At 64.5% G+C, this 13,647-nt stretch carries 17 protein-coding genes; 9 read left to right on the top strand and 8 right to left on the bottom strand.

What is annotated here, in order from left to right; translation table 11 throughout:
* The first annotated feature begins 164 nt into the window (after window positions 1–164).
* The 5 genes from ACH0BU_RS17075 (at window position 165) to ACH0BU_RS17055 (ending at window position 3,907) form a co-directional block, all read left to right on the top strand.
* Window positions 165–476 carry a hypothetical protein gene (locus ACH0BU_RS17075; protein WP_500264387.1) on the top strand — a complete coding sequence of 104 codons (312 nt, stop codon included), beginning with the start codon at window positions 165–167 and terminating at the stop codon, window positions 474–476.
* A 49-nt stretch (window positions 477–525) separates the two neighbouring features.
* Window positions 526–954, top strand: coding sequence for a hypothetical protein (locus ACH0BU_RS17070; RefSeq protein WP_500264386.1), 429 nt, complete (start codon window positions 526–528; stop codon window positions 952–954).
* Between the two features lie 698 nt (window positions 955–1,652).
* On the top strand, window positions 1,653–1,937 hold the full coding sequence (locus ACH0BU_RS17065) for a hypothetical protein (protein WP_500264385.1): 285 nt from the start codon (window positions 1,653–1,655) through the stop codon (window positions 1,935–1,937).
* A 396-nt stretch (window positions 1,938–2,333) separates the two neighbouring features.
* Complete coding sequence (locus ACH0BU_RS17060) at window positions 2,334–2,876, top strand: hypothetical protein (RefSeq protein ID WP_498343547.1); 543 nt, start codon at window positions 2,334–2,336, stop codon at window positions 2,874–2,876.
* A 23-nt stretch (window positions 2,877–2,899) separates the two neighbouring features.
* On the top strand, window positions 2,900–3,907 hold the full coding sequence (locus ACH0BU_RS17055; RefSeq protein ID WP_498343546.1) for an OmpA family protein: 1,008 nt from the start codon (window positions 2,900–2,902) through the stop codon (window positions 3,905–3,907).
* A gap of 133 nt (window positions 3,908–4,040) precedes the next feature.
* On the opposite strand, the gene ACH0BU_RS17050 is transcribed toward ACH0BU_RS17055, so the two are convergent.
* The 3 genes from ACH0BU_RS17050 to ACH0BU_RS17040 form a co-directional block, all read right to left on the bottom strand.
* Window positions 4,041–4,628: a glycosyltransferase gene (locus ACH0BU_RS17050; protein WP_500264384.1), complete on the bottom strand. Its 588-nt coding sequence runs from the start codon at window positions 4,626–4,628 to the stop codon at window positions 4,041–4,043.
* Window positions 4,629–4,926: 298 nt separating this feature from the next.
* Window positions 4,927–5,433 (bottom strand): RcnB family protein, encoded by a 507-nt coding sequence (locus tag ACH0BU_RS17045; protein ID WP_125946171.1) that lies wholly within the window; start codon window positions 5,431–5,433, stop codon window positions 4,927–4,929.
* 163 nt (window positions 5,434–5,596) lie between these two features.
* Entirely contained in the window at window positions 5,597–6,052 is a 456-nt protein-coding gene (locus tag ACH0BU_RS17040; protein WP_046409019.1) for an outer membrane protein assembly factor BamE, read from the bottom strand.
* Between the two features lie 109 nt (window positions 6,053–6,161).
* On the opposite strand from ACH0BU_RS17040, the gene ACH0BU_RS17035 reads away from it, so the two are divergent.
* The gene (locus ACH0BU_RS17035) at window positions 6,162–6,680 is read left to right on the top strand and encodes a ubiquinol-cytochrome C chaperone family protein (RefSeq protein WP_296218817.1); all 519 of its coding nucleotides are present in this window, start codon (window positions 6,162–6,164) and stop codon (window positions 6,678–6,680) included.
* Complete coding sequence (locus tag ACH0BU_RS17030; protein WP_314471904.1) at window positions 6,677–7,198, top strand: YceD family protein; 522 nt, start codon at window positions 6,677–6,679, stop codon at window positions 7,196–7,198. The genes ACH0BU_RS17035 and ACH0BU_RS17030 overlap by 4 nt, the downstream gene beginning before the upstream one ends.
* Before the next feature lie 48 nt (window positions 7,199–7,246).
* Here ACH0BU_RS17030 and ACH0BU_RS17025 read toward each other — a convergent pair whose 3' ends face one another.
* Window positions 7,247–8,911, bottom strand: coding sequence for a thiamine pyrophosphate-binding protein (locus ACH0BU_RS17025; protein WP_296218818.1), 1,665 nt, complete (start codon window positions 8,909–8,911; stop codon window positions 7,247–7,249).
* A 166-nt stretch (window positions 8,912–9,077) separates the two neighbouring features.
* On the opposite strand from ACH0BU_RS17025, the gene ACH0BU_RS17020 reads away from it, so the two are divergent.
* Window positions 9,078–9,998 carry an SMP-30/gluconolactonase/LRE family protein gene (locus tag ACH0BU_RS17020; protein ID WP_145120656.1) on the top strand — a complete coding sequence of 307 codons (921 nt, stop codon included), beginning with the start codon at window positions 9,078–9,080 and terminating at the stop codon, window positions 9,996–9,998.
* Window positions 9,999–10,037: 39 nt separating this feature from the next.
* Here the strand turns inward: ACH0BU_RS17020 and ACH0BU_RS17015 are convergent, their stop codons facing one another.
* Window positions 10,038–11,345 carry a sensor histidine kinase gene (locus tag ACH0BU_RS17015; RefSeq protein ID WP_500264388.1) on the bottom strand — a complete coding sequence of 436 codons (1,308 nt, stop codon included), beginning with the start codon at window positions 11,343–11,345 and terminating at the stop codon, window positions 10,038–10,040.
* A 111-nt stretch (window positions 11,346–11,456) separates the two neighbouring features.
* On the opposite strand from ACH0BU_RS17015, the gene ACH0BU_RS17010 reads away from it, so the two are divergent.
* Window positions 11,457–11,714 carry a hypothetical protein gene (locus ACH0BU_RS17010; protein WP_296218820.1) on the top strand — a complete coding sequence of 86 codons (258 nt, stop codon included), beginning with the start codon at window positions 11,457–11,459 and terminating at the stop codon, window positions 11,712–11,714.
* On the opposite strand, the gene ACH0BU_RS17005 is transcribed toward ACH0BU_RS17010, so the two are convergent.
* The 3 genes from ACH0BU_RS17005 to ACH0BU_RS16995 form a co-directional block, all read right to left on the bottom strand.
* Window positions 11,687–12,352, bottom strand: a complete 666-nt coding sequence (locus tag ACH0BU_RS17005) for a response regulator transcription factor (RefSeq protein WP_046409012.1) — start codon at window positions 12,350–12,352, stop codon at window positions 11,687–11,689. The genes ACH0BU_RS17010 and ACH0BU_RS17005 overlap by 28 nt on opposite strands.
* 61 nt (window positions 12,353–12,413) lie before the next feature.
* A complete protein-coding gene (locus ACH0BU_RS17000; RefSeq protein WP_052742516.1) occupies window positions 12,414–12,710 on the bottom strand; it encodes a hypothetical protein in 297 nt (98 codons plus the stop codon).
* 134 nt (window positions 12,711–12,844) lie between these two features.
* Window positions 12,845–13,647 (bottom strand): cytochrome P450 (locus tag ACH0BU_RS16995; RefSeq protein ID WP_500264383.1); only part of this gene is annotated, 803 nt, incomplete at its 5' end.

Raw genomic sequence — 13,647 nt, 5'->3', positions numbered from 1 at the left:
AGACCAACGGGATGAGGGGTCCCTTTTCGACGCCGATCACCCCGCTACCGGGGTCCCTTTTCCACGCCGATCCACACTCCCAGAACCCACACAGCGCACTAGCGCAGTTGATCGGTCAGGCACTGATCGACCTGGACGCAGAATAAACAAGCAGGAGAAAGAGAATGGCGGACAACGCTATCGAAAAACTATTCGAGGAAATCAGGCAGGCGAAAGCGGCGGTCATCGCCGCAGAGGAAGAAATCAAGGAATTGGAAGTGGCCCGCAGGAAGGCCCGAGAGAAGGAGAGCGAAGCCCGCGCCCGTGTCGCACTTCTGAACGACACCCTGCACAAGCACATCCACGAGGGACTGCCGATCGTGCAGGCGAAGATGATCGCACAAGCGATGTCGCAGTTCGACCTCAGAGATTTCTCACCCGAGTACAGCATTAGGCGACGGTCGATGACAATCAGCAGCGAAGAAGGTTTGGATTAACGGTTCTCCGTCATAAAGGTGGAACCCGTCAGCGAATCGGTCCAAGCACATGACACCTCTTCTCTCACTCACGGCGTTGTCCATAGTTTGCTTTGGCGGCGGCGCCGCCAACAAAGTCGACAGCACGACGGGGTGGGCGTCGGATAATTACGGGAATTCGGGTCAGATCGCGATGCAGGGGACTCGCTCGCAACAGTTTGCCGACCAGGTTGACGTATTGGTCGATGGTGAGCAGAGCAAGATACGACTTCCAAGGACGATGCTGCCGCCGATCCGCGGCGGTGAAGATGGTTGGTTCAAGCTCAAGGATTTGCGGGTCAGCGAGACGTCGATCACTGCCACCGCAGGTGTGAACTTTCTGAATAGCCCAAAAGTCTATCTCGACCGCCGCACCGGCACCATCAGCATCAACGGCAAAGCGGGTTCATACACCGGCCGGTGTGAACGGGTTGAGGTCGGAGCAGCGAATAAATTCTAACGATCACGCGACGGCTCGCCGGATCGATCTTGTCGAATCGTTCACTCTATGTTCTTTTGGGCTGATGGAACGCCTTGAAGCCCAAACGCTGGCGTCGATCCTCGCATCGACCTCCAGCAGCAATATCGCTGACCTCCTCTCTGCCGATCATACATGGAAGGCTCGAGCAGCCGACCAACTCGCTAGAGATATCGTGCGGCGGTTGAACGAGCCCGCACAGATCGATTGCAACCAGCTACGGCTACCATTCTGATGTGTCGGCCAATCATCGTTCTGAAACCCTCGCGGATATGTTCCGGGTCGCGAGGAACCTGGAAGTGCGTTGCGGCTGTGGCCACCGCTCAATCGTAGATGGCCAGAACTTCGCAAGATGGCTCTTCATCCGCCGCTACGACACCCGCATCCATATGCTCAGGGATCGGCTTCGCTGCTCCCAATGTGGTGCCAGACCCATCGGAATTCGCCCCGCAGCACGCAAGCCCACGGCACCGGACGTATGGCCAAAGGATGAGAGCGCCTGGAAGCGCGCGGTTGCGCGGCTTAGGGGATAACTACCAAATCGCTCGCTCGGCAACATGACGCTCGTCCATGGTTAGCGAGCAGCTGGCTTTCGACGAATGCGCCTAAAGGCGGCCATTCCAAAAACGCCCAAAAGCCGCCGTTGCTGATGGATGGCAGGATCGTGCAAAGAGGCTGCTATGGCGAGCATCTGGCAAGAGTTCATCGACACGTTGGATGGGCAGCTTAGTGGCGACCCAAAGCGGAAATGGATGGACGTTAAGCCGCTTATGGGGCTTCCGCTGTTCCCCGGCTTCGTGATCGTAGCTTGTATGCCGACAGCATCAATCGCAGCGAAAACGGCTATGACTATCACCTTTGTTGTCGAATTGGCGTGGCTGATACTCATCTTCAAACGTTGGAAGGTCAAAGCCGCAGCATTCACTCCGGCTACTCGCTTTTCAGATGATCCCGCCGGCTACTAAACGACAAAGCAACGTCCGCTAACCACCCACATCCGGCCGTTCATGAGCGCCAAGGCTCATCCCTAAAGCGGACCGGCAGCTATCATGGGGACGGTGCCGAAAGCGGAAATTCCGGTCCCGCCCCAAAAGTGGACGTTCCTCTCAACTTCGCCGCTTCTCGCGGGCGGTCAGTCGTTCATCGCGGCTGCCCCGCTCAAAGGGCGCATGCGCGACGAAGCAGTCACTCCTGCAACAGTCACGAAGCGGCAGTTCCTGCCCAGACTCGTGACAAGCCCCTCGTCGATTTCTGACGCGTGCACGCGATGCTGGCAGCCTAGCAGAGGTGTCGACGCCCGCGATGGACCGGGATAGACCCACCTTCCGACGGACGACGCCGCCACAGACACGAGGATGGTGATGAAGGTATTTGCAAAAGCTGTCGTTATAACCGCGCTAGGGCTGTCTGCCTGTGCGCAGCCGTCCGAGGAGGCGCAGCAGGGTCAGGGCGAGCAGCCCGCTGGTACGCAATCTGCAACATCCCCGTCGGCCAAGCAGTGGAACAATGGCGCTGCCAAGCCGCTCGACATACAGGTCGCCCACCCCAACGGGACGGTAGTGCAGCTGACATCGCTGCAATCCCGGCCGACTGACACAGTGGTGGGGCTGCGAGTCATCAACGGCCGAACCCGCGATGTCGAACTGAACCGTTCCTCCGCCAACCGTAGCAGCTATCTGCTGCTGGACACAGGTGAGCGATTGTACCTCTCGCCACCACCCAGCAATCCCCGACTGTCGATCCCGACCGGGCAGACCTTTGAAGGGGAACTGGTGTTCCTGGGGCGGCTGGAGCCGGTGAATGCTGCGATGCTGGTCCTGAACGATAATTACCAAACCGAGAGCGAGCATACCAACACGCCCGGCTTTCGCATCGACCTGCCAGTGGCTGGTGGCGGACAATGAGGTGCGCGTCTAAATACGGGACGGTGCTTTCAGCGCTGCTTCTGGTGCTGGCAGGCTGTGACGGCGCCATCAGCGGTGGTGGTGGCGCTCCGGTCGATGTGCAGGCTGTACACCCCAATGGCGCGGTATTGCAGGTGCTGTCGGTCCGGTCCGCCGGTGAGCGGACGCTGGTGTCGGTGCGCGTGATGAACGGGCGCGACCGGGAAATCCGCCTTGATGCCGGGCGTGAGAACAGCTTCATCCTGACCGATAGTGGCGAGAAGCTGCTGCTGGTGCCATCCCCGACCAACGCCAACTTGGCGGTGCCGCCGGGCAAGATGATGGACGGCGCACTGGTCTTCGGCGGCACGGTGCCGTCATCCGGCTCTGTCAGCCTGACGTTCAACGGCAATGGCAGCCCGGACAACATGTACAGCAATTCCCCCCGGTTTGAGATCGCGCTGCCTTTAGCCGGATCGCGCGGCGGTTCGGTGCCCGAGGTGTCGGCATTGTCCAACATGCAAAACCTGCCCGCCTCGACCCTGCGGATCGCGGCAGGCGGCAGCTCGGGTTTCGGGGCGGCAGGCCATTCGACCAGCAGCCTGACTGTGGTAGAGAAATTGAAGTCGGAACTGGGTGCCGTGGACTCGGATCGCGGAACGGTGGTCTCCCTGGCGGGCGACGTCACCTTCGATTTTGACAAGGCGACCATCCAGGCCGGTGCGCGCACCACTCTGGACAGACTGGCTGCGCTGATTCAGGCGCAACCGGCAGGACAGATCACGATCGAAGGGCATACCGATGCCAAAGGTGACGATGCCTACAACAAGCGCCTGTCCGAGTTGCGGGCCGAAGCCGTTAAGACCTACCTGGTCGAGAAGGGCGTGACAGCCGACAGGCTCCAGACCATCGGTCTGGGTGAACTGCGCCCTGTAGCGCCGAACGTAAATGCCGACGGCAGCGATGACGAGACCGGTCGTCAGCGCAATCGCCGTGTGGAGGTCATCCTGCCTCAGGACACCAGCACCAGCGGCAGCAATATCGACACTTAATCCGCGCGACATTGTCGCATCGTGGGTGACTTTGCCACAACAAGTGAGGCTGCACTGGCGGTTAGGTGCTTTGGCGCGTCAGCCCCGGCAGGGCGGCGGTTCGGCTACATGCTCCTTTTGCCAAAGTCGGACGTTAGGCCGCTTTTCTTAGGTGCCCGAAAGCGGACGCTGGTAGCATGAAAGTCGCAGTTCTCCGTGATATCCGAGCTCGTACAACCGAAACCACTTGCTCCGCATCGTGCAGCACCACCGCCAGCGTCGTCTCGCCGTCGACCGCATCGTCATGCCGCAGCGCGCGCCACATTTCGTTGAGATTGTCCGCCTTGGTCGTCGGCCCTGCCCGCGTTGCGATGACCAGCCGCACGCGCGAATCCTGCGCCGCCAGTTCGGCGACGATGCCGCTGGTCACAGGATCGTTGGGGTAGCAGCCGACGTAGATGCGGAAACACGGATGGTCGAACCGGGCGAGCGCGGTGCGCAGCATCGGCCCGATCACCGCCCCCTCGTCCCATGCCGGGACGAACACCGCCAGTCGACGCGCATCTTCCGGATGCGGCAGATTGGCGAGCGAGCGACGCGTCGATCCGTAACGCAGCCGGTGGTACATCCACACCACGTCGACCAACAGATCATCCACGCCGCCGATCAGAAAACCGACAGCCGCAAACAATGTAAGCTCGCGCACTGTTGCGTCGAGCCACCAGAGTGCGATTTCCCCCATCGCATGCCGACCCCCCGATACGGCCGGCCAAGACTGTGCGATTATTTGCGCATAAGCAACAAAAAGTCGTTCGAACCCTATTGGATCAAGTATTCGCCGGGCATTTCAAAAATCGCAGGCATCAACAGAACCAATCCGGGACATGCGCGTTCCCTCGCTTAGTCCCAACCCCCTTTCGGGACTAGTGCCGGATCCCAAGCCAGGCACCGGCCGCGCTTGCGGCGTAGCTTGCGGCGCGGCCGCTCCGGGTCACGAGAACGGGACGGGCCGGGCGATCAAACGCCCGGCCCGCTTCGCGTCACCAGTAAAAGTTCCGGATCACGTCCAGCACGGTACCACGCCGGTAGTCGACCAGAAGGACGTCGTTGTAATGGCGTACCCAGCGCGTATTGGGGCGGGCCGGCGGCAGGCGATAACGCCATGGATCGTTGATCCAGTAACGCTGCGCATAATAGCTGGGCGCAATCCGCGCGCCCGGCCGCCACTGATTGTAGCGGAACGGCGCGCGCCACTGCCCACGGGCGTAGAGCGCACGATTCTGGTTGCGATAGCCGCGCCAGTCGTCGCGGGCCCAGCGGCGGTCGCGATCACGCAGGTCTTCACGATATTCGCGCCGTGCCTCGCGCAAGTCCTGCCGGGCCTCGCGCACGTCGCGCCGGTCGCCCCGGCGCTGCGCCTCATACAGGTCCCGGCGCTGTTCCCGGATATCCTGCCGGTCGCGGCGCAACTCTCCCGGCGACTGTGCAGCGGCCACAGCCGGCGCGATGGTCGCCGCCATCATCAGCGAAACGATCAACTTACGCATGATCAGACACCTCCATTCGTCTGGCCGGCATTCCCGCGGAATGCCCTGCCGTAATCGAAGGTATCGGCCCCCGCCGCTGAACCGCCGGAGAATGCGCCAGTCAGCAGATAGAAAGCTGCGCCGCGAAAAGGCCCCGGCGCCGGAAGGCCGGAAGCCGAAAGACTCAGCGGCCGCCCGGCCCCGCACCCGCGCCGGCGGCGCCGACCGTGCCGATGTTGCCGAACAGGTCGGCGAAGAAGCCGCGATCACGGCCCAGCGTCGGGGTGGTCTTCTTGGTCGGGCTGATCGACGCGACCTGCTCGACACCCGACTTGCGGATCGCGCTGACGTTGCCGTTCTGATCAAAGCTGATCTGGACGGTCACCTGCTCCTTGGGCTTGGGCGTATTGAACGCATAATTCCGGCTGTCGCGCGAAATGTAATACCAGTCGCCCTGGTTGAACTGGCTGGCGAAGCTCGGCTGGCCCAGCGTCGCCAGTACCGACTGCCGGTTGTCCACGCCGGGCTGCACCGAATTGAGCAGGTCCGCATCGACGACATAGCCCTGATGCGAGCGCAGGGGCGCACAGGCCGACGCGGTCACCGCGATGGCGGCAGCGATCAGGAGGGGAAAACGCATGGCTACTCCGCAAAAGGCCTTGGGGCATGCGACGCGCCGTTGCGCCGTCGGCCATTCCCCTCAATATGCCTCCACGACACTTGACACAAGCACGACAGGCACGACGATCTTGGCTCTTCTTCAACGGTTTCGACGGCGCAATCGCGATGCGGCGGCCCCGCTCTATGCGGCGGTGGTGGCAAAGGCGCGCGAACCGCGTTGGTATGTCGATGGCGGCGCGCCCGATACGCTCGACGGGCGGTTCGACATGGTGGCCGCGGTGCTCGCCATGGTGATGCTGCGGATCGAGGCAGAACCGCCCGGCGACCTTGCCGCCGCCACGCTGTCGACCGACCTGACCGAGCGATTCGTCGACGACATGGACGCGCAGGTGCGGCAGATCGGCTTTGGCGATATCGTCGTCGGCAAGCATGTCGGGCGCATGATGGGGATGCTGGGTGGCCGGCTCGGCACCTACCGTGAGGGGATCGCCGCCGGCGACCTTACCGACGGGCTGATCCGCAACCTGTGGCGCGGCGAGGCACCCGGCGAATCGCAGGCGCGCTATGTCAGCGACCAGTTGCAGGCACTGCATGCCGCGCTCGCCACCGTTCCCCTATCCGCGCTGCGCGAAGGCCGATTGGCATGACCCCCGAATTCTCCCATCCCGTCCGCATCGACATGATCGGCGAAGGCGCGCGGACCGAAACCATCGCCGCTGACGAAACGCAGCGCGCCGCGCTCGCGCGCCGGTTCAACCTGATCGGGATCAAGCGCCTGGAGGGCAGCTTCACCGTGCAGCGTGTCGCTGGGGGCATCGCGGTGTCAGGGAAGGTGCAGGCGGAGGCGACCCAGCGCTGCTCGATCACCGATGAGCCGCTGCCCGCGCGGATCGCCGAAACCGTCGACCTTCGCTTCGTCGAGGATTCGGCCGCCGGCGAGGAAGTGGAGCTCGACGACGACGGGATCGACGTCCTCCCGCTGGAGGGCGGCGCGATCGACCTTGGCGAGGTCGCGGCGGAAACGCTCGCCCTTGCGCTCGATCCCTTTCCGCGCGGCCCCAATGCCGAAGCGGCGCTGCGCAAGGCCGGAATCCTGGGCGAGGACGAAGCCGGTCCGTTCGGCGCGCTCGCCGGGCTCAAGGACAAGCTGGCGGGAAAGAAATAACGTTGCGAACAGGCGCGCGGTATCGACCGCCCGCCGTTGTCGCAGGTTTCAGCGTTTCGCCGCGCTGCGGATCGCGCTCAGCGTGGTCCCGGCGGTGATGAACTCGACGTCGGTTTTCAGGTGCAGCAACCTGACGCCGCCCTGCCCGACGGCACGTTCCAGCGCGCCGGCGAAGTCGGCCGTCCGCTCCACCGTCTCCGCCCAGGCGCCATAGGCCCGCGCCAGCGCTGCGAAGTCGGGATTGTGCAGTCGGGTCGCCGACAACCGGCCGGGAAACTCACGCTCCTGATGCATGCGGATCGTGCCATAAGCGCCATTGTCGACGACGATGACCAGCATCTCGCAGCCGTGCTGGACGGCGGTCGCCAGTTCCTGCCCATTCATCAGGAAATCGCCATCTCCCGCCACGGCGACCACGGTGCGATCCGGGCGGCGGCGCGACGCGGCCACGGCGGCCGGAACGCCATAGCCCATGGCCCCGGCGGTCGGCGCCAGCTGGGTCCCTGGCCCGGCATAGGGCCAATAGCGGTGCCACCAGCCGGAAAAGTTGCCCGCGCCGTTGCAGATGATGGTGTCCGCCGGCAGCTGCTCGCGCATCGCCAGCACGCAATGCCCTAGGTCCAGCGTCACGCCCTCGCGCTCGCGCGGCGTCGACCAGGCGCGGTAATCGTCGTGTGCCTCCAGATCGTGCGCGCGTCCCGGACCGTCGACCAGCGCCAGCGCCTCGGCGAATTCCGCCATGGTCGCGCAGATCGCGAGGTCCGTGCAATACGTGCTGCCAAGCTCGGATGGATCGGGGTGAACATGCACCAGCCGCTGGCCGGGATGTTCCGGGGAGATCAGCGTATAGCCATCGGTCGTCGCTTCCCCCAGTCGCGCGCCGATCACCAGCAGCAGGTCGGCGTCCTTCACGCGCTCGACCAGCAGCGGGTTGGGGCCATAGCCCAGGTTGCCGGCATAGGCCGGGCAGTCGTTGGGCACCGCATCCTGTCGGCGGAAAGCGGCGACCAGCGGCACGCCGGTCCGGTCGGCCCAGGCGGCAATGTCCTGCCCCGCCGCCGCATCCCATCCTGCGCCGCCGATGATCGCCAAAGGTCGCTCCGCCGTGGCCAGCAGATCGGCAAGCTGCTCCATCGCATCGGGATCGGGCGCCTGCCCGATCCGCTCGACGCGCGGGCGATCCACCGCCACCACTTCGTCAAGCAGCATGTCCTCCGGCAGCGCGATCACCACCGGGCCCGGCCGCCCGTTCATCGCCACGCTATAGGCGCGCGCGACATATTCCGGGATGCGCCGCGCATCGTCGATCCGCGCCGCCCATTTGGCAATCGGGCTGAACATCGCGGCGAAATCGATCTCCTGAAACGCCTCGCGGTCGCGCATGCCGCGGTCGACGTCGCCGATGAACAGGATCATCGGCTGTGAATCCTGCATCGCGACATGGACGCCGATCGACGCGTTGGTGGCGCCCGGCCCACGCGTGACGAACGCAATGCCCGGCCGATGGGTCAGCGCGCCGTCGGCGCAGGCCATGAACGTCACGCCGCCTTCCTGCCGGCACGTCACCACATCGATCTGCGGCACGTCGACCAGCGCGTCGAGCACGGCAAGGAAACTTTCGCCCGGCACCGTGAAGATGCGATCGCAGCCCTGCGCTGCCAGTTGATCCACCAGGATGCGGCCGCCGGTGCGGGTCGTCTCGGGTTCGCTCATGCGACGATCCCTACCCCGGCCTCTGCACCTCCGCCACTATATTGGTAGCAATGTGGCCATAACGGCGCTGCCTGACCTGCTGCCCGCCGAATGCCACCGAAGCGGCTTGCTAAGCCGATCGCCTTAGACAATTCTCCCGCGCAACAAGAAAAGGGCGGAGAGGATCATGGCGGACTTCGAACTGGTGACCGACGGGCTGCGTTTTCCCGAAGGGCCAGTCTTCATGCCGGACGGCAGCATCGCGCTGGTGGAGATCGAGCCGGGGCGAATCACCAGGGTGACGCCCGATGGATCGATGGAGACGATCGCCGAGCCTGGCGGCGGTCCCAATGGCCTCGCGCTCGGCCCCGACGGCATGCTCTATTGCTGCAACAACGGCGGGTTCGACTGGCACGAAAACAACGGCATGCTCGCTCCCGGCGGCATTGCCTCCAATTATTCGGGCGGCCGGATCGAGCGGATCGACCCTGCAACCGGCACGGTCGAGGTGCTGTACAAGTCGGGCGATTTCGGCTGCGTCCTGCGCGGCCCCAACGACCTCGTGTTCGACAATCACGGCGGCTTCTGGTTCACCGATCACGGCAAGATGGATCACGCCAAGCGGATCCATGATGTCGTTGGCATCTTCTATGCGAAGGCCGACGGCAGCCATCTCGAGGAAGTCGTCTTCCCGTCCAACAATCCCAACGGTTGCGGCCTCTCACCCGACGGCCAATGGCTCTACGCCGCGGAAACCTACACCTGCCGGCTGATGAAATTCCGCGTCACCGCGCCGGGCAAGGTCGATACCGCGGCCGGCGTCGGCGGTGCCGGCATCCCGGTCTACCGCCCCGCGGGGTGGAAATTCTTCGATTCGCTCGCGGTGGAGGCGTCGGGCAATGTCTGCGTCGCGACGATCGGCGAAAGCGGGATCAGCGTCGTCTCGCCCGACGGCGACCTCGTTGAATTCGTCGCTACCGACGACATCTTCACCACCAACATCTGCTTCGGCGGCGATGACATGCGTGATGCCTATCTCACGCTGTCGGGCACCGGCCGGCTGGTGAAGACCCGCTGGAACCGTCCCGGCCTGAAGCTCGCCTATTGATCGCGAACGGGCGCCTTCCGCCTCGGCGGAGGGCGCCTGTCAGCTCGCCATCGGCAATCGCAGCCGCACCAGCAGCCCGCCCAGGTCCTCGCTCTCCTCCAGGCTGACGGTCCCTTCGTAGATCTCCGCCACGTCGCGCACGATGGCGAGGCCAAGCCCCGTGCCCGGCTTGCCCGTGTCCAGCCTGACGCCGCGGTCGAAGATGCGGATCCGGTCCGCCTCCGGGATGCCCATGCCGTCATCCTCGACCAGGATCTCGACGAACCCGGCCTGCGCGCCCACCGTCACGAACACGCTGCCGCCGCCATATTTGGCGGCATTCTCGACCAGATTGCCCATGATCTCGTCCAGGTCCTGCCGCTCGATATGCGCGACCAGGTCCTTGGGCCCATCCATGTCGATCCGCACATGCGGATACAGCCGCCGCACCGCACGCTCCACCGATTCTACGCTCGGCCACACCTCCGCCCGGCTGTGCGCCGATCCGCGGCGCCCGACCGCCCGCGCCCGCGCGAGATGATGGTCGACCTGCCGGCGCATCGTCCGCGCCTCGCGCACCACCGTATCGGCCAGATCGTCCGACTGCGCGGTCGCCGCGTTCATGATCACCGTCAGCGGCGTCTTCAGCGCATGGGCAAGGTTCCCGGCATGGCGCCGCGCTTCCTCCGCCTGCGTTTCGTTATGCGCCACCAGCGCATTCAGCTCCTCGACCAGCGGCGCCACCTCGACCGGCAGCGGCCCGGCGATGCGGTTGGTCCGCCCGCCCCGCATCCGCGCAATCTCCAGCCGCAGCTTGCGCAGCGGCAACAGCCCGTAAAAGGTCTGCAGCGCCGCCAGCACGATCAGCCCCAGCCCCAGCAGCAGGAAACTCCGCACCAGCGTCCGGCGCAGCGCACCGATCTGCGCGTCGAGCCCGTCGCGATTGTGCGCCACCTGGAACCGCCAGCGCACGTCCGATCCCGGCAGCTTCACGTCGCGCTCGACGATCCGCAGCTTTTCCGTGCCGAACTGGTCACTGTCATAGATGTGCACCGCGCGGTCGTCGTGCTGCTGGCCATATTGCAGCTGGCGATCCCACAAGGATCGGGAGGGAAACGCCTCGCGCCCCTTTGCCGACACTTGCCAGTACACGCCGGAATAAGGCTCGAGGAAGCGCTGGTCGGCGGGCTCGCGATTGAACATCACCTCGCCCTCCGGCCCGATCTCCGCCGAGACGAGCAGCGAGCGCAGGACATATTCGAGCTGGTCGTCGAAATTCTGCGTCACCGCCGCAGTCAGCACCCGGTCCAGCGCGAAGCCGCCACCCGCCAGCAATACCGCGATCCACACCGCGGCAATGACGATCATCCGCCGGGTCAGCGACCCCGTGCTGGCGAAGCGCCCGTCCGCACTCGTTTCGTCGCGCGCCGGAACCATGCCGCCGCCCTGTTGTTCACTCGCGGAGAAAGGAGACGAAGTATGTCGCGTACCTTTCCGGTCCTCGCGATCGCGTCGCTCGGCGCGCTCATCATCAGCCTGGTCGCGGGCTTCCTGCTCGCGTCCTGGGTCTTCACCGGCATCGTTCCCGCTCATGCCGCGCCGCCGGTCATCGCCGCGCTGGATTCGCAGGCCGTGCCGGGGACCAACAGCTGGCACGAGGCGGGATATGAACGCATCGGACTATGGGAACAGCCGCAGGCCGCCGACCTTTACGCCGCCGGATCTTCCAGACTGTAACCCAGTCCCCGGATCGTGGTGATCACGTCCTGGCCCAGCTTCTTGCGGATGCGCGTCACGAACACTTCGATGGTGTTCGAATCCCGATCGAAATCCTGATCGTAGATATGCTCGATCAACTCGGTGCGGCTCACCACCTTGCCCTTGTGATGGAGCAGGTAGGACAAAAGCTTATATTCCTGCGCGGTCAGCTTCACCGGCTCGCCGGCGCGCGTCACCTTGCCGCTACGCGTGTCGAGCCGGACGTCGCCCGCGTTCAGCTCTGAGGAGGCATTGCCCGATGCGCGCCGGATCAGCGCGCGCAGGCGGGCGATCAGCTCTTCGGACTGGAACGGCTTGGCGACATAATCGTCCGCGCCTGCGTCCAGCCCGGCGACCTTGTCGGACCAGCTGTCGCGCGCGGTCAGCACCAGCACGGGCATCACCTTGCCCTCCTTGCGCCAGCGATCGAGCACGGTCAGCCCGTCGATCTCCGGCAGGCCAAGGTCCAGCACGACGGCATCGTAATTCTCGGTCGAGCCGAGGAAATGCCCTTCCTCGCCGTCCGTCGCCAGATCGATGGCATAGCCCGCTCCTTCCAGCGTGCTCTTGAGCTGCTGGCCGAGATTGGGTTCATCCTCAACGATCAGGACGCGCATGGACTACCTCTTGTCACCAAAGGTCGTGGTTAGCATTGCGGTGGCGCGCGTCAACGATCGCTCACCGACCCGTGCGGCCGATGACCTGACCCGAGCGACCATCGACATCCACCCAGATCACCGTGCCATCGCGCAGGAACTTCAGCGTGTAGACCGCGCTCGGCATCTCGAAATCGAAACCGATATATTGCGCGTCCTTCATCGTCGGGACGACGCGTCGCTCGATTTCCTTGATCGGCAGGATGCGCCCTTCGCGCAGCGCCCGCCACGCGGCCACGCCGTCGCGCTGCTGCTCGGCCGGCTGCGCCATCGTGGCGGCGGGCAAGAGTGACAGGGCAAGGGCGGCGAACATCCTCATGCCTCGTTGCATAGCGGGATCGGATTGAACACCTTGTGAATAGCCCCGCAATGGGACGCAGCGCATCCTTCCCCGGGTCACGGGCGCCGGCCGCCGCTGCGACAACCGGCGTTGCTGAGGTCACCGGCTCGCGATCAGAGCGGCACGAATCGTACCGGCAGGCCGTCCTTGGGCTGCGGGATCGGGAAGATTTGCCAGTCGCTGCCCGACCCGGGTTCCAGCTCGATGCGATAGCGGCTCAGCAGCTGGGCCATCAGGATACGGATCTGCATCGTCGCGAAATGCAGCCCGATGCACATGTGCGCCCCGCCGCCGAACGGCACCCAGGCAAAGCGATGCCGCCCCTTCGACCGTTCGGGAGAGAAGCGCTCGGGATCGAACGTCTCGGGATTGGGCCAATGCTCCGGCATCATATGGGTATAGGCGGTGTTCACCCCGACATGCGTGCCGGCCGGAATGTGATAGCCGCCAAAGGTGAAGTCGCGCATCGCGCGGCGCGGGATGGACGGCACCGGCGGCACCATCCGCAGCGCTTCCTTGAACGCCCATTCGGTCTCGACCAGCCGGTCGAGCTGCTCATAGGGCACGCCGCCGTCGTTGCTGCCCAGCGACTGGACCTCGGCACGCAGCCGGTCCTGCCATTCGACATGACGCCCCAGCAGCATGACGAGGCTGGTGGCGGACGAGGTGATCGTGTCGTGCGCCGCCATCATCAGGAAGTTCATGTGATCGACGATCGCCTCGTCGGACAGCAGGGCACCGCTTTCGTCGGTTGCGCGGCAGAATTGCGAGAAGAAATCCTGCCCCTGCTGCTCCCCCGCGCGCCGGCGCGGGATCTCGCGGGTGAAGTAATCGACCAGATATTCTTTGCAGTCGCAGTTTATGTCGAGCGTGGCGGCGAGAGACGCAGGTTTCCTTCGGTTTTCCATGATTTCAC

The organism is Sphingomonas olei (assembly GCF_045369765.1).
Classification (GTDB): domain Bacteria; phylum Pseudomonadota; class Alphaproteobacteria; order Sphingomonadales; family Sphingomonadaceae; genus Sphingomonas; species Sphingomonas panaciterrae.
The sequence above is the reverse complement of the archived record's forward strand: the minus strand, read 5'-3'. Positions and strand labels throughout refer to the sequence as shown.